General features: G+C 64.8%; 16 protein-coding genes. 4 read left to right on the top strand and 12 right to left on the bottom strand.

Annotation, left to right across the window (positions count from 1 at the left end):
- Window positions 1-189: 189 nt before the first annotated feature.
- From AB7008_RS45465 to AB7008_RS45450, 4 genes are all read right to left on the bottom strand, one after another.
- The gene (locus AB7008_RS45465) at window positions 190-837 is read right to left on the bottom strand and encodes an HAD family hydrolase (RefSeq protein ID WP_441260959.1); all 648 of its coding nucleotides are present in this window, start codon (window positions 835-837) and stop codon (window positions 190-192) included.
- A gap of 58 nt (window positions 838-895) precedes the next feature.
- The gene (locus AB7008_RS45460) at window positions 896-1,927 is read right to left on the bottom strand and encodes a helix-turn-helix domain-containing protein (protein ID WP_441260958.1); all 1,032 of its coding nucleotides are present in this window, start codon (window positions 1,925-1,927) and stop codon (window positions 896-898) included.
- 241 nt (window positions 1,928-2,168) lie between these two features.
- Window positions 2,169-2,480: a diguanylate cyclase domain-containing protein gene (locus tag AB7008_RS45455; RefSeq protein ID WP_248880259.1), complete on the bottom strand. Its 312-nt coding sequence runs from the start codon at window positions 2,478-2,480 to the stop codon at window positions 2,169-2,171.
- A 55-nt stretch (window positions 2,481-2,535) separates the two neighbouring features.
- The gene (locus AB7008_RS45450) at window positions 2,536-2,757 is read right to left on the bottom strand and encodes a dodecin (RefSeq protein ID WP_028147321.1); all 222 of its coding nucleotides are present in this window, start codon (window positions 2,755-2,757) and stop codon (window positions 2,536-2,538) included.
- Between the two features lie 146 nt (window positions 2,758-2,903).
- Between AB7008_RS45450 and AB7008_RS45445 the strand changes: the two genes are divergently transcribed.
- Window positions 2,904-3,785, top strand: coding sequence for a DMT family transporter (locus tag AB7008_RS45445; RefSeq protein ID WP_441260957.1), 882 nt, complete (start codon window positions 2,904-2,906; stop codon window positions 3,783-3,785).
- A 5-nt stretch (window positions 3,786-3,790) separates the two neighbouring features.
- On the opposite strand, the gene AB7008_RS45440 is transcribed toward AB7008_RS45445, so the two are convergent.
- Window positions 3,791-5,038, bottom strand: coding sequence for a glycosyltransferase family 87 protein (locus AB7008_RS45440; protein WP_441260956.1), 1,248 nt, complete (start codon window positions 5,036-5,038; stop codon window positions 3,791-3,793).
- Window positions 5,039-5,383: 345 nt separating this feature from the next.
- Here AB7008_RS45440 and AB7008_RS45435 point away from each other — a divergent pair, with 345 nt between their 5' ends.
- From AB7008_RS45435 to AB7008_RS45425, 3 genes are all read left to right on the top strand, one after another.
- The gene (locus AB7008_RS45435; protein ID WP_041956668.1) at window positions 5,384-6,385 is read left to right on the top strand and encodes a glycoside hydrolase family 16 protein; all 1,002 of its coding nucleotides are present in this window, start codon (window positions 5,384-5,386) and stop codon (window positions 6,383-6,385) included.
- Window positions 6,386-6,387: 2 nt separating this feature from the next.
- The gene (locus tag AB7008_RS45430) at window positions 6,388-7,887 is read left to right on the top strand and encodes a GH1 family beta-glucosidase (RefSeq protein ID WP_304491729.1); all 1,500 of its coding nucleotides are present in this window, start codon (window positions 6,388-6,390) and stop codon (window positions 7,885-7,887) included.
- Window positions 7,888-8,069: 182 nt separating this feature from the next.
- Entirely contained in the window at window positions 8,070-9,419 is a 1,350-nt protein-coding gene (locus AB7008_RS45425; RefSeq protein ID WP_441261288.1) for an FAD-dependent oxidoreductase, read from the top strand.
- Between the two features lie 90 nt (window positions 9,420-9,509).
- On the opposite strand, the gene AB7008_RS45420 is transcribed toward AB7008_RS45425, so the two are convergent.
- From AB7008_RS45420 to AB7008_RS45390, 7 genes are all read right to left on the bottom strand, one after another.
- Window positions 9,510-10,067 carry an HNH endonuclease gene (locus AB7008_RS45420; protein ID WP_014491631.1) on the bottom strand — a complete coding sequence of 186 codons (558 nt, stop codon included), beginning with the start codon at window positions 10,065-10,067 and terminating at the stop codon, window positions 9,510-9,512.
- Between the two features lie 221 nt (window positions 10,068-10,288).
- Window positions 10,289-11,266 carry a peptidyl-alpha-hydroxyglycine alpha-amidating lyase family protein gene (locus tag AB7008_RS45415; RefSeq protein WP_304491726.1) on the bottom strand — a complete coding sequence of 326 codons (978 nt, stop codon included), beginning with the start codon at window positions 11,264-11,266 and terminating at the stop codon, window positions 10,289-10,291.
- Window positions 11,267-11,392: 126 nt separating this feature from the next.
- Window positions 11,393-13,156 carry a flavin-containing monooxygenase gene (locus tag AB7008_RS45410; RefSeq protein ID WP_304491725.1) on the bottom strand — a complete coding sequence of 588 codons (1,764 nt, stop codon included), beginning with the start codon at window positions 13,154-13,156 and terminating at the stop codon, window positions 11,393-11,395.
- 77 nt (window positions 13,157-13,233) lie between these two features.
- Window positions 13,234-14,319 carry a DUF2855 family protein gene (locus AB7008_RS45405; RefSeq protein ID WP_304491724.1) on the bottom strand — a complete coding sequence of 362 codons (1,086 nt, stop codon included), beginning with the start codon at window positions 14,317-14,319 and terminating at the stop codon, window positions 13,234-13,236.
- Between the two features lie 98 nt (window positions 14,320-14,417).
- On the bottom strand, window positions 14,418-15,944 hold the full coding sequence (locus AB7008_RS45400; RefSeq protein WP_304494712.1) for an acyl-CoA synthetase: 1,527 nt from the start codon (window positions 15,942-15,944) through the stop codon (window positions 14,418-14,420).
- Window positions 15,945-15,954: 10 nt separating this feature from the next.
- On the bottom strand, window positions 15,955-17,130 hold the full coding sequence (locus AB7008_RS45395) for an ABC transporter substrate-binding protein (protein WP_304491722.1): 1,176 nt from the start codon (window positions 17,128-17,130) through the stop codon (window positions 15,955-15,957).
- 51 nt (window positions 17,131-17,181) lie between these two features.
- The gene (locus AB7008_RS45390; RefSeq protein WP_304491721.1) at window positions 17,182-18,156 is read right to left on the bottom strand and encodes an NAD(P)H-dependent flavin oxidoreductase; all 975 of its coding nucleotides are present in this window, start codon (window positions 18,154-18,156) and stop codon (window positions 17,182-17,184) included.
- Window positions 18,157-18,206 lie beyond the last annotated feature (50 nt).

Raw genomic sequence — 18,206 nt, 5'->3', positions numbered from 1 at the left:
GCGCGCTCATGCCCCAACCGCGCAAAGAGCCCGCTGAGCCCAAACCACAGCGGCCCCCGTGGCGGCACTTCGACGATACCCATGATTGGGACTCGACCGCAGAGGAATGGGTCCCCAACCGCGACAGGTGATCGCGCCCGGGTCGAGCCTGCCTGGACGCCTTCACCGACGTTACGATGTTACGCATATTCATCCATGAAGCAGGCCATATTCCGAGAGGGCCTGCCTGAACGCCTCCATCGACGTGTGGCGATGCGCGAACAGCCCCGCCTCACGCGCGCCGGCAACATTGGCCATGAGATCGTCGACGAACAGCACGGTCTGCGGCATCGTGTTGAGCTCGGACAGGCAGCGGCGATAGCAGCGCGGGTCCGGTTTCGCCGTATTGAACTGGGCCGAGGCGTAGATTCTCGAGCCGAACAGCGGACGCAGATCGGGCAGCAGCGCGTCGATATGGTCGGCGACCAGCGTGGTGTTGTTGGTGAGGATGGCAACATCGACGGTCTTGCGCAGGCGGCGCACGATCTCCAGCATCGCGGCATTCGCCTGCATCGAACGGCGCCGCGCTTCCACCCACTCGTCGAGCGACAGCGGATAGCCGATGCGTTCGCCGAAGCCTCGCAGATAGTCCGCAGCATCGAGCGCGCCGGAATCGCCGAGCGACTCGAAGCCGCTGTCCCAGATCGCCTCGTGGATGAACGCGCTGCTCGTCCCCGCCAGCTCTGCCAAGCACGCGACACGCTTTGCCCTGTCATAGTCGCAGAGCACGTTGTCCATGTCGAACAGGACGAGCTTGATTCCATCAGTCACGGCAACACTCTCGGATTGGCCGTACATCCGGCCGTGATCGGTGTCATATCCCGACTACGCGCAGGGGACAAATCCGGGACCGTCTCTACGGCTGCGAGGTGCGCCGCCGGGCCAGTTGGTGCAGCACCGTGTCGATGGCCGGCACCGCGCCGGTCTCGCGGAGCCATGTGTCGGCCTGCTCCCTCAGCTCACCCGGAGTCAGCCCGAATTTGCGGCGGAATGCCCGGATGAAGGTGGAATCGCTGCTGAAGCGCATGCCGATAGCGAGATCGATCATGCGGTCGTCCTGTGCGGCCGGGGATATCAGCCGGCGGAACGCGAGATTGAGCCGCTGCTCTCTTACGTAGTGCGCCAGCCCGCCGTCCGCCTCGAACAGCCGATAGAGGGTGGCGCGCGAGATCTGGAAGTGGTGGCAGATCGCTGCCACGGTGAGCGCGTCGGTCTCGAGATTGTCGGCGATGCGGCGCTTGATCAGTGCGAGATAAAGATGCCGCTCGGCGCGTTCGACCCCTGCGGCAATGTCGGCCGTCCCGCCGGCGGCTGCGGCGACGATATCGGCGATGGCTTCGATTGTGGCCTCGGAGCTGCCGGCCTCGGGTTCGGGCGGCAGCGCAAGTGCGGCGTAATGGTTGGAGAGCAGGCGCGCGTGTGGATGGTTTGACGGCAGCAGGGTCGCCGTGGCCGAATCCGGATGCGCGAGCCGCGGTGCGAGCATGGCGCGTTGCAGGATGATCGCCGTCAGGCGGGTGCGGCCGCCAGAGGCGCGCAACACCGTGCGGTTCGGCTGCGCCATGTCGATGAGAACGATGTCACCGGGCCCCAGCGTCACCTCGCGGCGGCCGGAGCTGAACTGCATCTCGCCTTCGACACACAAGGTGATCTGAAAGTGATCCATCGCGCCGCGGGCGACGTGCGCCGGCGTCCGGTCGTATTCCTGATCGGTAGCGCGCGTATCGACCAGCAACGCATTGCGGGTCATCGTCGTCACGGTGGTGACATGGAAATCGTCTTCCGCGGTGAGCGGAACGACATCGCAGATGTCGGCCGTCATGGCGCGCAACTGTTTCAGCGCGTCCACCCCGCGCCCCGGGATGTCCGCCAGCATGGTCTCGTTCACGGCCGTCTCGTCTGCATTGCCCCACGATGAGGCCGTACCGCATGGACTCGATCGTCGAAGTCCGGCGGCCCCCCAACATCAGTTCCGCATGTAGCCATTCAGAAATCACTGCGCAAGCGATGGTGGGTAAGGCTGCGGGCAGGATTTGGCGCGCGCCGATGTGCCGGATGTGCACACCGCGTCAGCCGCGCTTGCCAGCTACGCGGGAAAGGGCGGCGTTCGCTACGCCTGGCAGGCTTCGTCACGCGCTCTTCGCAGGCCAGGGCACGACCTGTCCCGACATCACCATACGGTCACGGCCGCTGTCCTTGGCGGCGTAGAGCGCGCGGTCGGCGCCGGCGACCAGCGTGTTGCAGTCCAGCGCGGTCTGAGATGGAAGGCTTGTCGCAGCGCCGATGCTTGCCGTAACCAGCCGGGAGGGCGGATTTTGCGCATGCAGCATGGCGAGGTCGTGCAATGCCTCGCGAATCTCTTCGCCGATTTCGGCGCAACCATCCGGGCCGGTGTTCGGCAACAGAACGGCGAGGTCGCCGATATTTTGATCGACTCTCATCGCCGGATGTTAACCACGTCGCCGCGGCATGACGGATTCGCGCGCGTCTGCGGCGTCAGCCCACCAGCGTGAAGCCGACGCGCAGCGTCACCTGGTAGTGGCGGACGGCGCCATTCTCGATGTGACCGCGTGTCTGCACCACCTCGAACCATTTCATTTCGCGAACGGTCTTGGCGGCGCGGCTGATCGCGTTCTTGATCGCATCCTCGATGGAGGTTTCGGATGATCCGACCAGCTCAAGGATCTTGTAGACGTGATCCGACTCGGCTGTGGGCATGGTACGTCTCCCTCGTTTGCGCTGCGGCACCACCGCCACCCGCTCCCATTTGAACGGGTACCGGCGTTCCCGGTTCCATCGTCCGCCATGGCCCGCATGCGCCAGCCGAGGTGGAGTGCGCCGCACCCGCCTGCTAAGCGCTGTCCATGGATTCGGCGCGGCGCGACAGGACGATCGGCTTTCTCTGCCTCGGTGTGACCGCGTTCGGCTGGGCGCTGAACTGGCCATTGATGAAGCTGCTGCTCCAGCAATGGCCGCCGCTGTTCGCGCGCGGGCTGGCCGGCGTCTGCGCCTCGCTCATTCTCGGCGCGCTGGCACTGAGCCGGAAGGAATCCTTCGCCGTTCCGCGCGAGGCGATTCCGCGGCTGTTGTTTGCGACCCTCACCAACGTCCTTGCCTGGATGGGGCTCGGCACGGTCGCGATGAAATATGTGACCGTGAGCGAGGGGGCTCTGCTCGCCTATACGATGCCGATCTGGGCCATGCTGTTCGCCTGGCCTGTGCTGGGTACGCGGCCGACCATGCGGGATATTTTGGGTCTCGTCCTCGGTGTCGCCGGCGTCGCGCTGCTCCTCGGCGGCCACGGCTTTGCGTTCGGCGCCGACAAGCTGCTCGGCATCGCGCTCGCGCTGCTCTGCGCCATCCTGTTCGCGCTCGGCAATGTGCTCAACCGCAAGGCGCTGCCGATGCCGCCGCTGGTGGTCGTCGCCTGGCAGGTTGGGCTCGGCTGCGCCACGATGCTGATCCTCGGCATCCTGTTCGAGCAACCCGATATCACCGCGATCACCCCGCTGGGACTCGGCTGCTTCGTCTATATGACGCTGGTGCCGATGGGCGTCTGCTACGTCACCTGGTTCGAGACGTTGCGCCGCCTGCCGCCGACCTCGGCCTCGACCGGCATGCTGATCGTCCCCGTGATCGGCGTCGTCTCCGCCGCGAACATCCTGGGCGAGCCGCTGGGCCTGCGCGAATGGGCGGCGATGGCGCTCACACTCGGCGGCGTGACGCTGGCGTTGCAGCGGGCCTAGAGGCGTTATTCCGCGGCCTGCGACAGGATGGGCGCCGGCTGCGTCCCGCGCCACAGCAGCCGCAGCAGCAGGACCAGGAGCGCCATCAGGGCGAAGCCGCCCAGGGCGGGCGCGAAATGTTGGTCGGGATCGGCCTTCTGCCCGAATTGCACCGCGAGCCGCCCCGACTGCAACAGCCCATAGGCTCCGGCGAACAGGATCAGCCCGTATATGACGCTGCGCTCGCGCGGGCTCGCCATCCTGGCGAGATCGGGCAGCATCAGGGCCAGACCGATCCCGACCATCGGCAGATCGTAATCATAAGCATAGGGGCTGATCATCACGGATACCATCACGGCGGCACCGAGCGTGAAGGCCGGTGAAGCGCCCCGCGCCGCACCGAGAAGGACGGCGAACAAGGCCAGCCCGGCAACGGCCGTCTGTCCCCAGAAGGCGGCGCTTGCGGGAAGGCCGGCTTTGTACAGCGCCGCGTAGGTCGAGATCATGCGGAAGAGGGGGTAGAAGCCCTGCTCGAGATAGCCCGCCGATTCCCTGATCGCTCCGAGCCACGCGAACCAGATCTGCCACCCGAAGAGGAGCGTGCAGAGCAGTGAACTTGCCAGTACGACGGCCGCGGCCGTTCCGAGCGCAATCCAGCGCCGCGTCACCAGCAGATAGACGCCGGCGGCAATCGCCAGGTGCGGCTTGATCACCATGGCGCCGAGCGCGAGGCCCGCCAACAGCTGCCGCCGCTCCACGTTGAGGCAGACCAGCCCGATCAGCGCCCCCGTCAGAAAGCCGTTCTGCCCGCAGCCGATGGTGATCGCCATCGCCGGAAACAGGATCACCAGCACCTGCGCGAAATTCCGGCCGGCGATCGCCCGGAGCGTCACGAGATAGAGTGCAAGCGTCGCGGCGGTGAACAGGAGATAGCCGACGCCGACCGGCAGGAATGCGAACGGCGCGAGCAGGAGGTCGTATTGCGGCGGATAGGTCCAGGGCATGAAGCCGGTGGCGCCGCCGGCGGCCTCCATCTGCATCTTCAGCAAGGCATCGAAATGATAGACCTGGTCGAGATCGCCGCGCCAGACGTGCTGCGCGACGATGTGGAAGGCATCGAAATCGGCGAGCTCGCGATCCGTCCAGCCGCCGAAGCGTGCGAACCAGAAGGCCTTGAACATGGCGATCGACGCCAGCGCCGCCAGCACGAAGCGGATATAGGCAGTCCGCTTCGACGGCGAGGACTGAACCGCTTCCAGCGTCTCGGCAAACATGAGCGACGACCTTGGACCTGATGGATCGGCGGTTGGACGGGCAGGGCCGCGGATCCCGGCCAAACTGCCATCGGAGGCTTAAGGGACGGTAACGAATGCGGAAGGATTTGGGACCGGCGCCTCTCTGGCGGAGCTGGGGCGCGCGGAACTGAGCCCGGTTAACCGCCGATCTTGCGCCGGGGTGACGCGATTTCCGGCCGACCTGAATGCGATGTGGAAATGACCTTTTCGAAATCGCCCGCCCGCACAGATGGCCGTGCTTGCCCGCTCGAAGACAGGCGAGCTAACCTGCGCATTTCCCGGCAAGTTTTTTGCCAAGTCTTCTGCCAAGTTCGATGTGCGGTGATGATCGACAGTTGGACGAAGGGCGTTCTGGTTGCGATCGGCCTGTCTGCCGTGCCCGCGCCGGGCGTCGCGCAGGACGATCTCGATGCTGCGCCCGGCACGATGGCGCTGCAAGTGAGCACCGATCCTTCCATGATCGAGTGCCGCAAGCTTGAGACGGCCAATCCCGCCTTGCTCGCGTTCCTGCCGCTGCGCCGGACTTTCAACGATGACTTTGACGAGCATCCGCTTGCGACAGGTCGCTGGGTGCCGCATTACGCCGGCGGTGCGGCCTGGCCGGAAGCGCGCTATTGGGGCGGTGACGGCTCCGACTTCAAGCGCAAGACCAGCGCCAATGGCGAGCAGCAGATCTACGTCGATCCGCGCTATTCGGGCCGTGCGGGGACGCCGCTTGGGCTCGATCCGTTCAAGGTGAAGGACGGCGTGCTCTCGATCGTCGCCAGCCGCACGCCGCCGGAACTGAAGTCCGTTCTGTTCAACAACGAGTACATCTCGGGAATCCTGACCACGCAGGGCACGTTCGCGCAGAAGCACGGCTATTTCGAGATCCGCGCCAAGGTGCCGGTCGGCCATGCGGTCTGGCCGGCGTTCTGGATGCTGGCGGACGACGGCGGCTGGCCGCCGGAGGTCGACGTGCTGGAAGGCCGCGGCGAGCGGCCCGGCGATCTCGTGATGACGACGCATTGGCGGATTCCGTCGACCCAGAAGATCCAGTCCTGCGGCTTCGACTACGCGGTCGGCGATGCTTCGAGCACGTTCCATAATTACGGTGTGCTGTGGGAGGAGGATCGCCTGGTCTATTTCATCGACCGCAAGCCGGTCTCCGACATCAAGGTGCCGATCGGCTTCGACGATCCCATGTACATGATCGTCAATCTCGCGATCGGATCGAAATTCTTTCTCGGCGTCGGTCCGGTCGATGCGCAATCGCCGCCCACCGTCGCATTCGAGATCGACCGGATTTCCGCCTATCAGATCGACATGGAGCAAGCTCGGAGATAGCGATGTCAGCTGATGTCTCGCGGCGCGATCTTGCGAAGCTCGCGGGGCTCGCCGCGCTTGGCGCTGCGGCGGGTGCCAAGGCTGCAGACAACAAGGCTGCAGATAACAAGGCTGCAGATAATGAGACGCCCGCATCGGCCGACCGCCACGCGCACGCACCCTTTCCCAAGGACTTTTTGTGGGGCACGGCGACCTCGTCCTACCAGATCGAGGGCGCCGTCGACGAGGATGGCCGCGGCAAGTCGATCTGGGACATTTTCAGCCACACGCCGGGCAAGATCGAGGACGGCTCGACCGGCGACCGCGCCAATGAGCATTATCACCGCTACAAGGATGACGTCGCGTTGATCAGGGCGCTCGGCGTCAGGGCCTACCGCTTCTCGATTGCGTGGCCGCGGGTGTTTCCGGATGGATCGGGCCAGCCCAATCCGAAAGGGCTCGATTTCTACGACCGGCTCGTCGACGAGCTGCTCGCGAACGGCATCGAGCCCTATGCGACGCTCTATCACTGGGACCTGCCGCAGGCGCTCCAGGATCGCGTCGGCGGCTGGCAGTCGAGCGACACCTCGAAGGCCTTTGCAGATTACGCCGCCTATGTCACCGCGCGCCTGACCGATCGGGTCAAAACCATCTTCACCGTGAACGAGGTCGGGCGCTTCGTGAATTTCGGCTATGGCTGGGGCATCGACGCGCCCGGCCTCAAGCTGCCGGCCGCGCAGCTCAACCAGGCGCGCCATCACGTCGCGCTGGCGCATGGGCTTGCGGTGCAGGCGATCCGCGCGTCGGGCCGCGCCGGCACCCGCGTCGGTGCGGCCGAGAATATCGCAGCCTGCGTGCCCGCGATCGCAACGCCGGAAAATATCCGCGCCGCCGAGATCGCGACGCGCGAACTCAACGCCGGCTTTCTTGGTGTGGTGCTGGAGGGCAGGTACACCGACGGCTTCCTCGCCTATGCCGGGGCGGATGCGCCGAAATTCACCCCTGACGAGCTGAAGATCATCGGCACGCCGAACGATTTCGTCGGGCTCAACATCTACGCGCCGCAATACTACATCACGGCATCCGATCGTGCGTCGGGCTTCCGCGTGCTGCCGTTCCCAACCTCGTTCCCGCACATGAACTCGGAATGGCTGCGGGTCGGCCCTGAGGTGATCTACTGGGCCCCGCGTCTCGCCGCAAAAATCTGGAACATCGAGGCCATCTATATCAGCGAGAACGGCACCTCGTCCGAGGACAAGATCGCCACTGACGGCCAGGTCTATGATCTCGACCGCATCATGTTCCTGCGCAATTACCTGACCCAGATGCAGCGTGTGATCGCCGAGGGCGTGCCGATTCGCGGCTATTTCCTCTGGAGCCTGATGGACAATTTCGAGTGGATTTTCGGCTACGGCAAGCGGTTCGGCCTCTACCGGGTCGACTTCGAGACCCAGGCGCGCGTGCCGAAACTGAGCGCGGCGTTCTATCGGGACGTGGTGATGCGGAATGCGATCGGGGTGTGAGCTGGACGCCTAGCCCCGCTACTCTCCTGGCCCACAATAGACCCGCGCCACGGCGCCGTTCGTTTCTCCTTGAAGCGCGCATCGCGGCCGCGCCGTTGCAATCGAAACAAAGATCCCGCGATTGGAAACATTTCCGTAGTGCGGCCCACGCAGAGAGAGGCGGTGAAGCGAACCACAAAGGAATGAATATGAGCCGTCATTTTGGGCAACGCGCGGTTGTCATCGGAGCGGGGATTGGAGGATTGTCTGCCGCCGGTGCGCTTTCTTCCGCCTTCCAGGAAGTCGTCATTCTCGAACGCGATGTCCTGCCGGCTTCGATCACGTCCCGCGCCGGCGTTCCCCAGGATCGGCATCCGCATCTTCTTCTGGCCGGTGGACTGCAGGCCCTCGACTCCCTTTTCCCGGGTTTCGCGCAGGATCTTGCCGCCGCCGGTGCAGTTCCCGTGAATGTCTTCAAGGACGTCCAGTACGAGCGGCCAGATGTCGGCGCGCTGCCAAGGCGCGACTGCGGGACGTCGCTGCTGTGTGGCTCGCGGCCGCTGATCGAACATACGCTGCGCCGAAAGGTGACTGCGATCGCCAATGTCAAAGTGCAATCGCAGAGCCGCGTGATGGAGATTGTGCCGGCTGCAACCCGGCCGATGGTGAAGTTCGAGAACGACGCAGGCGTTGGTGCGGCGATCGAGGCGGATCTCGTGCTGGACGCATCCGGCCGCGGCGCGCCGACGCTCGGCCTGCTCGATGTGCTTGGCTGGGAGCGGCCGCAGGAGACCGTCGTGGGCGTCGACATCAGCTACACCACCGCGGTTCTGAGGCCGGGGCGAACCTCGTTCGACTGGCAAAATCTGGTCACGTTGCCCGATCCCGCCACGTCGGCGACAGCCGGCTTGATCATTCCTCTCGAAGGCGGGCGCTGGTTTACATCGATCTCCCATCACGGCGCGACGAATCGCCCCGGCACGTGGGAGGACTACCTTGCGGCTGCGCGCCAATTGAAGACGCCAGCGATCTACAACGCAGTCTACAAGCTCTTGCCACCCGGAGGCCTCCGGCATTTCGTGTTTGACGCGAGCCGCTGGCGGCATTTTGAACGGCTCAAGCGGCTGCCGCGCGGGATTCTCCCCGTGGCGGACTCGCTGTGCCGGTTCAATCCGGTCTACGGGCAGGGCATGACGGTCGCCGCGCGAGAGGCAAAGTTGCTGCGCGAGATCCTGGATCGCGTCGCCGGGGAGGCGGACCCGATCGAGGCCCTCCAGGCTGGGTTCATGTCCGAAGTGGGCGCGCTGCTTCAGGCACCCTGGAACATGGGCGTGAACGCTGACTTCGCCTATCCAACCACGCGCGGCGAGCGCCCGGAGCGGTACGAGGAAAGCCGGCAGTTCGAAGCCGCTCTATTCCGGGCTGTCGTGGCCGATCCGGTGGTCCAGCGCGCGTTCTCGGATGTCGTGCAACTCATGGAGCCGTTCGACCTGATCAATTCGCCCGATATCCGCCAACGAATCGAGGCTCATTCGCTGGCGCAGAATGCGTGACGTTCGACGAAACGAACCGAGGACCCGACGGGTCCTCGATCTTTCGATTTCAGCAGGTCGCACGAACGGCCGAGCGCGAACAGCGTCGCCCTACGGATCCAGCTCCGTATCCCAGTAGAGATAGTCCAGCCAGCTATCGTGCAGATAGTTTGGCGGGAACAGGCGGCCGTTGCGGTGGAGCTGGTGCACGGTCGGTGCGAACGCGCTCTGGCGCGGAAACATCTTTGCCTGCGCCGGCGTCAGATTGCCCTTGCGCAGATTACAGGGCGAGCACGCCGCGACCACGTTCTCCCAGGTGGTCTGGCCGCCTTTGCTGCGCGGAATGATGTGATCGAAGGTGAGGTCTTCCGGCGACCCGCAATACTGGCAATTGAAGCGGTCGCGCAGGAAGACGTTGAACCGGGTGAACGCGGGATGCGTGGTCGGCTTGACGAAGGATTTGAGCGAAACGACGCTTGGCAGCTGCATTTGCAGCGTGGGACTGTGCACCGCCTGATCGTAATGCGCGACGATGTTGACGCGGTCGAGGAACACCGCCTTGATCGCGTCCTGCCACGACCAGAGAGACAGCGGGTAGTAACTCAGCGGCCGGAAGTCCGCATTCAGCACCAACACCGGCCAACTGCCTTGCGAGACATGTGCGTTCAAGTAACGCTCCCGGCCTCCAATATACGCTGCGAAGCAGCATGTACTGACATACTACATGCAGCGTGACGGGATTGTGAAGCCCGTTGAGCGACTTATTCAGATGCAAGCAATGCGGCGGCGGGGTGGCAAAGCGCTCAAAACCGCCGTGATTTGGGGGGCGAGGACGTCGCCCGGGGGAGGCAGGGTAGAGCCGACGGCGCATCGCGGCTTCGCCCGCCCAGCTATTCCCGCACCCGCTCCAGCTTCTGCAAGCACCGCGTCGCGCGCACCACGGCCGGCATCTCCTGGTCTCCGAAGCTGGCCTTCCAGTTGGTGACGCCGACTTCGCCGACATAGATGTCGCCCCTGGAGTCCAGCGCGAGGCCGTGCGGTGCCAAGAACTTCCCGCTGGCAACGCCTGGCCCGTTCTCGCCGCCGAGCCGCGCGATGCGGTTGCCCTTGGCGTCCACGATCGACAACCGCGGGCCGAGATTGGGCACGTTGCGGTTGATGTCGAGGCCGGGTCCGAGCTCGCCGATCAGGAAGGTCGGGCTCTTGGCTCCACCGCAGCAGCATAGCGCGCAGGGGCGATGTAGATTGTTCCACTGCGTCTCGTACTTGCCCTCGCCATTGAACACTTGCACGCGGTGGTTCTCGCGGTCGGCGACATAGACCCAGCCGTCCGCATCGGTGGCGATGTTGTGCACGATGTTGAACTGGCCGGGGTCGGTGCCGGGCTCGCCCCAGCTCTTCATCAGTTTGCCGTCCGGCGTGAACTTGTGCACGCGCGCATTGCCATAGCCGTCGGAGACGTAGATCTCGCCCTTCGGCGACAGCGCGGTGTGGGTGCAGCGATGGAAGGGCTCGCCGCTCATGAACGGCGACGGCTTCTCGGGGATGCCGATCGTCAGCAGCACCTTGCCGTCGGTGGTGCATTTGCGCACGGTGTGGTCGCCGTCATCGGTGCAATAGAGATTGTCGTCGGCATCGATGTGCAGGCCGTGCGCGCGCGAGAACAGGCCTTCACCCCAGCTCCGAAGGAAATTGCCCTCGCGATCCAGCACCACCATCGGATGCGCTCCGCGGTTGAAGACGTAGACGCGGTCCTTGCTGTCGACGGCGACCGAGGCGACGTCGGTCAGCGTCCAGCCGTCGGGCAGCTTTGCGAAATTTTCGACGACGCGATAGCGATGCTCGCCGGTGCCGAGAATGGCAGGCATGTGCGGTCTCCCCTCTTGTCATTCCGGGGCACGCGTAGAGTGAGCCCGGAATCCATTGTGCGGCATATCGTGTGGATGGATGGATTCCGGGTTCGCGCTGCGCGCGCCCCGGAATGACGATCGTAGTTATGTCCGCCCCAAAATCCCTTCCTCGATCGCCTTGATCTGGAGCGCGAGATATTTCGAGTTGATCCGGCACTGCGCGAGACTGCCGGCGATGAACCAGAGGCCGGGCTGCCTGGTGCGGGCATACATGTTGCGCAGCTCGAACCCGTCGCCAAAGCCCCAGACCGGTCCGACGCGGTCGGCGACGCCGTCGCCGAACAGTTTTCGCACCAGATATTCCTGCGGCTTGTAGCCGGTGGAGAGCACGATGAGGTCGGCCGCGATCATCGAGCCGTCCTTCATCCGAGCGCCTTCGGTCGTGAAGCTTTCGATGTCTGCAAACTGCCTGAGCCCGATCGCTCCCTCGACGATCAGGTTGGAGCAGCCGACGTTAAAATAATAGCCACCGCCGCGAGTGAGATACTTGAACTGCCAGCCGGTGCCGGCCTCGCCGAAGTCGAGCTTGAATCCGACTTTGCGCAGGCCGTCGAGCAGCTCCTTGTCGAGCTCCTTCGACTGCTCGGTCAGCATCACATGGGTTTTCTTCGCGAGCGGCGTCGGCATCGAGGTCGCGATCAGGTCGTTGTCCTCGAGGGTGCCTTCATTGTAGGTCGCATAGGCCAGCTGGGCCGACGGCTCGATATTGGTGACCAGCGTCGGCGAGCGCTGCACCAGTGTCACCTCGGCGCCGCTGGAGCAGAGATCCTGCGCGATGTCGTGGCCGCTGTTGCCGGTGCCGATCACGATGGCGCGCTTGCCGGTCCAGTTCTCGCCGTCCTCGTAGCGGCTCGAATGCAGCAGCGTGCCCTTGAAATTGGCGAGGGTCGGAATATCGGGCACGTTCGCGATGCCGCTGACGCCGGTCGCCATCACTACATGGCGCGGCCGCATGGTGCGCTTGCTGCCGTCGGCGCGCCGCAGCGTGACGGTCCAGCAGCCCTTCGCGTCGTCGTAGGTACCGCCCTCGAACTCGGTGCCGGTCCAGAAATCCAGCTCTATCGCGTCGACATAGGCTTCGAACCAGTTGGCGAGCTTGTCCTTCGGGATGTAGGTCGGCCAGTTCGGCGGGAACGGCATGTAGGGCAAATGATTGACCTGCACCTGATTATGCAGGGTCAGCGCGTGATAGCGCTTGCGCCAATTGTCGCCGATCCGCGTCTCGCGATCGACGATCAGCGTGTCGATCTTCAATTGCTTCAACCGCGCTGCAATCGCAAGGCCGGCCTGGCCGCCGCCGACCACCAGCACGGCAGGATCGCGATCGGCGTAGTCGCGGGCTGCGTTACGCAAATCGAGCCAGTTCGGCCCGCGGAAGTCGCGTGAATAGGCCTGCCCTCGCGGCCGCGACGTGCCGAGCTGCTCTTCGAAGCCTTTGAGCTCATCGAGCGCGGTGAGCAGCGTCCACGCCTTCAGCCGGTCGCCATCGCCGGTATCGGGCACGAGCCGGACGATGCCGCTGCCGCGGCCGATCACGGTCTCGAAATTGAAGATGACCTCGATATTGCCGGTGCCGGCGCGCGTGACCCAGCGCGGCGCCGCGCGGTTGGGCGCGATCGTGAAGCTGGCCGGCGCCGCCGGTGGCGCGAGCGCCCTCAGCGCCTGGGTAATCCGGTCGCGGCCAGCGATCGTCTGCAGGTTCCAACTCAGCGCCAGCACATCGCGCCAAAAACTGTCGGCGAGGAAGAGATGGTCAAGTGCGGCCGGATCAGGCTTGCCGAGCGTGCGCTCGAACTCATCGAGCCAGGCTTGCGCCGAGACGGAAATATCCTTCGTCTTGTCCAGCATGCGCGACCTCGTGGCCGTCTTCGCGGCGTTTCCTCTGAGGTTGACGGTATACCGGTTCGACGGGCCTCGAAAGCGGTTTACCCGAGCAGAGAGAGCATGTGGCCCTGCTCCGGCGGAATACGCCCTTTCAGCGTGTCGAGAAACACCTGGCGCACCGCGTCGGGGCCGTGGCTCTCGACCACGGTCAGGCTTCTCTCCAGCAGCGGCGCAAAACCGGACCATGCCGTGCCAAAGCGCTGCTCGATACCGCCCGGGCCCCATTCCTTGGCGCGCTTGCGGATCTGGTCGGGCGCGAAGAACCAGCGCGGCTTTGCACCGGGCAGCGCGCCTTCGTCGGGCTCGGTGGCGCGATGCGTCAATCCGACGCGTACGGAGCATTTCATTCGGTCGCCGAAGTGCTGATGCAATCCGGCGCGCAGTGCGCTGTTGCCGGCCATGTCGACGAAGTCGACCGGCGCATCCGATGGCAGCGACGCAATGCGGTCGTAGGTGACGACCTCGTCATAGCAACCGAGCGACGAGACAAAGTCGACATTGCCGGCGGACGTCAGCCCGATCACCTTGCGGCCGCGGGTGTGCAGCAGATGGGCGAGGCCGAACGCGGTCTTGCTCGAGGCGCTGGAGAGCAGCACGATGCGTGCGCCGAAGTCGTCGTTCTCGGCCAGAAAGTCGTCGACCAGGAACGACAGCATGAACAGCGGCCGCAGCAGCGCCTGGTAATCGCCCTTCCGGCCGGCGTAAGCGGGATCGCCGCTGACGCGGGCGTAGGCGTTGTAGACCGGCGCCACGCCCTGCCGGTGTGCGGCACCGTCGCGAAGGCCGCGCTTGCTCACGTCGGTCGCCTCGATGACGAGATGTGTCGCCATCGGGAAATAGCCGAACAGGCGCTCGCCCACGGCGACGTTCGGATGCCTGGAGGCGATCACCTCGCCAAAGCCCCATACCGGAATGTTGCCAAAACCGTTCGGCGCGGGAAAGAGCTGCCAGTATTTCAACTCGTCGCCCATCACCGCATAGGTGATGTTGTTGGCGGTGAAGGCGAAGCGGTCGACCTTCACGAGCACGGCATCAGGCGGCAGCGCATCCGCGCCGGGACGCTCGCTCGTGACCACCTTGCACTGGTCGAGGTCATTTTTCGCAACGACGAAGTCGATCGATGTCATGGCTTTGATCCCGGCTTTGTCCGTGCCGGCATTTCATCGTTCACCCATGATCCTTTTGCAACAGCAACATAGTTTAAAACGCCGTTCGCAGCCGTTCGTTACGCGCCGGCGCGTGCGTGGCCCGCCCAATAGGGCTCCCGCAGCTTGCGCTTGAAGATCTTTCCCGTCGCCTCGCGCGGCAGTGCGTCGCGGAATTCGACGTCCTTCGGCACCTTGAAATTGGCAAGTCGCTCGCGCAGGAACGACTGGACCGCGGCGGACGAGAGCGCTGCGCCCGGCTCCGGCTCGACATAGGCGCAGAGGCGCTCGCCAAATTCGGCGTCGGGAATGCCGAACACGGCGCAATCGCGCACGCCGGGCATTCCGATCAGCGCGTTCTCGATCTCGGCGGGGTAGATGTTGACGCCACCGGAGATCACCATGTCGCGCTTGCGGTCGCACAGGAACAGATAGCCGTCCTCGTCGAGATAGCCGACGTCGCCGACGCTGACGAGACCGTCGCGGCCCGCCTCGGCGCGGGCCTCGGCCTTGCCGTGATAGTCGAAATCCGGCACCGAGGCCTGCCGCATGTAGATCTCGCCGGGTTCGTTGACGTCGCACGGGCTGCCGTCGGCGCGGAAGATCTTGACCACGCCGCCCTCGATGGCGCGGCCGACGGTGCCGGGCTTCTTCAGCGCCTCCGCCGCGGAGTGCCACACCGGAATCCCGGTCTCGGTCGAGCCGAAATATTCGTTGATGACGCCTCCCCACCAATCGATCATCGCCTTCTTCACGTCGGGCGGGCAGGGCGCCGCGCCATGAACGACAAAGCGCAGCGAGGACACGTCGTAACGCCGCTTCATGTCGTCGGGCAGCCGCAGCAGGCGCACGAACATCGTCGGAACCATATGCATGTGCGTGACGCGATGGCGCTCGATCAGTTGCAGCAGGTCTTCGGGATCGAAGCGCGGCTCCAGCACGATGGTGCAGCCGCTGCGATAGGCAAGCATGCCGTAGGAGTGCGGAGCGGAATGGTACATCGGGCCGTTCATCAGCACGACCTGATCCTCGTTCGGCTTGATGCCATAGGCGATCGCCCCGACGCGCTCGGAGGCCGCGACCTGCTCGGGGCGCATCGGCATGCGCCGCACCCCCTTCGGCATGCCCGTCGTGCCCGACGTGTAGAACATCGGCGCGCCGCGGCGTGGCGGCTGGGTGAGTTCCGGCTGGCTGTCCCGCCATTTGTCCCAATCGGTCAATCCGTCCGGCACCTTTGTGAGCGCGGCGGGGATGTCGAACGCGCCGGCGATCTCCGGCGGCGTCGGCACGACCATCAGCGCCAGGCCCTCCGGCAGGCCGTCGCGAATCTGCGGCACCAGGTCGGCATGGCAGATCAGGATGTCGGCGCCGCTGTCGGCCAGGATATAGCGGACTTCGGCGGCCTTCAGGTGCCAGTTGATCGGGACCACCGGTCGGCCGAGCGCGGCGGAAGCCGCGACCACTTCGAACAGGGCGAAGTCATTGCGCAGCATCATGGCGACCGGCGCGCCCTCGCGCCCGCCGAGCGTGCTGATCCCGCCTGCGGCCCGCCTGATCCGCGCATGGAGGTCTGGATAATCGATCCGGCGCTCGCCGCTGATGATCATGGGACGTCCTCTACCGGTCATCGAGAATGTCGCCGAACGGCACCCAGCTCTTGCCGTTGAAGCGGCGGAGCTGAAGCTGCTGGAACGGCAGATAGTCGTCCGGACCGGTCGACACGCTCATTCCGGGCAGCAGCAGCGGCAGCTTCACCTCTTTCAGCGACGCGGCCTGCTTCAAGATGTTGTCGCGGCTGACATCGTCCTTGCAGGCGTTCAGCACCGTCATCAGCAGCGTGGCGTAGTGATAGCCCGCGGCGTAGTTGGAGTTCGAGAGATCCGCGGTCGGCATGTATTGCTTCATGAACGCGAAATACGACTTCACGCCGGGATCGTCGGCCCATTGCGGGTCCATCGTGTCCTTCTGGTTGCTCGACGAGATCAGTCCGACCGCATTGTCCAGGCCCGCCGGTTCCAGGAACGAGATCGAGGAGGCCGAGGTCGGAACGAAGAACAGCTCCGGCTTCCAGCCGATCTCGGCTACGCCCTTGACCATCTGCGAGGTGAATTTTCCGAGAACGACGCCGAACAGCACGTTGGCGCCTGACGCCTTCAGTGTCGAGAGCTGCGAGCTGATGGTTGGCGCGCTGGTCTCGTAGCTCGCCTCCGCGATGATCATGCTTGCGGCCTTGGGCCCGAGTGCGCGCTTGAAGCCCGCGACATAGTCGCGGCCGAAATCGTCGTTCTGGGACAGGATCGCGATTTTCGCGTCGGGCTTGGACTGCAGGATGTATTTGGCATAGACGACGCCCTCGGATTCGTAGGCCGCCATGCCCGGCATCGTCCAGGGATTCTTCTGCGGATCGGCCCATTTGGTGGCGCCCGAGAGCACGAACAGCTGCGGCACCTTCTTGGCGTTGAGGTAACGCTGCACGGCGCTGTTGGTGGCGGTGCCGAGCGAGCCGAACATCATCAGCACCTCGTCCTGCTCCACCAGCTTGCGGGTCTGCTCGACCGTCTTCGGCGGCGAGTAGGCGTCGTCCAGCGTGATGAACTTGACCTTGCGGCCGTTGATGCCGCCCTCCGCGTTGACCTTCTCAAAGAACGCTTCCTGCGTCCGTCCGATCGCGCCGAAGCCGGAGGCAGGGCCGCTATAGGGCAGGGTCTGCCCGATCCGGATCTCGTCCGCACCGGCGCTGCCGGCGGCAAGCGTCAGCAACGACAGGCCTGTCAGCGCGGCTGTCAGCTTCATGATGTCCTCCCGTTTGTCTTGTCAGTCCAATTTTCTTGTCGGACCAAGCCGTCAGGCGCTGGCGCGCAACATAAAGTCGTGACGCGCCTGATCGAATTCGCCCTTCATCCGGTCGACCAGCTCGGCCACCGGCGGCGCATCCAGGATCTGGCCGATGCCCTGGCCCGATCCCCAGATGTCGCGCCACGCCTTGGATTTCATGTTGCCGCCGGAGCCGAAATTCATCTTCGTCTTGTCGGCAACCGGGAGATTGTCCGGATCGAGCCCCGCGGCGGCGATCGAGGGGCCGAGATAGTTGCCGTGCACGCCGGTGAACAGGTTGGTGTAGACGATGTCGTGCGCGGCGTGCTGCGTCAGCGCGGACTTGTAGGCTTCGTCGGCATTGGCTTCCTTCGTCGCGATGAAGCGGGTGCCCATATAGGCGAGGTCGGCGCCCAGCGTCAGCGCGGAGGCGATGCCAAAACCGTCGCTGATTGCGCCCGACAGCAGGATCGCGCCGTCGAACCATTGCTTGACCTCGCGCACCAGCGCGAACGGCGAGAGCGTGCCGGCATGGCCGCCGGCGCCGGCGCACACCAGGATCAGTCCGTCGACGCCTTGCTCCGCCGCCTTGCGTGCATGCTTGACGTTGATGACGTCGTGGAACACCAGCCCGCCATAGGAGTGCGCGGCCTCGACGATCTCGGCGGGCGGCCGCAGCGAGGTGATGATGATGGGCGCCCTGTGCTTCACACAGGTTTCCATGTCCTTCATCAGCCGGTCGTTGGAGGCGTGGCAGATCTGGTTGACCGCATAGGGCGCAACCTTCTTGCCGGGATTGCGCGATTTGTATTCGCCGAGATCGTCCTCGATGCGGCTCAGCCACTCGTCAAGCTTGTCCACCGGACGGGCGTTGAGCGCTGGAAACGAGCCGACGACACCGGCCTTGCATTGGGCGATCACCAGCTCCGGCCCGGAGACGATGAAAAGGGGCGAGCCGACGACGGGCAGCTCCAGATTGTTCTTGAGCAGAGCGGGCAGTGCCATCCGATCCTCCTGACGACGCGCGTCAACGGCCTGCCGGCCGGGGGTGAGCG

It is taken from the genome of Bradyrhizobium sp. 521_C7_N1_3, from assembly GCF_052075975.1.
Taxonomy (GTDB): Bacteria; Pseudomonadota; Alphaproteobacteria; order Rhizobiales; family Xanthobacteraceae; genus Bradyrhizobium; species Bradyrhizobium japonicum.
This window is presented reverse-complemented; position numbering and strand designations above follow the sequence as displayed.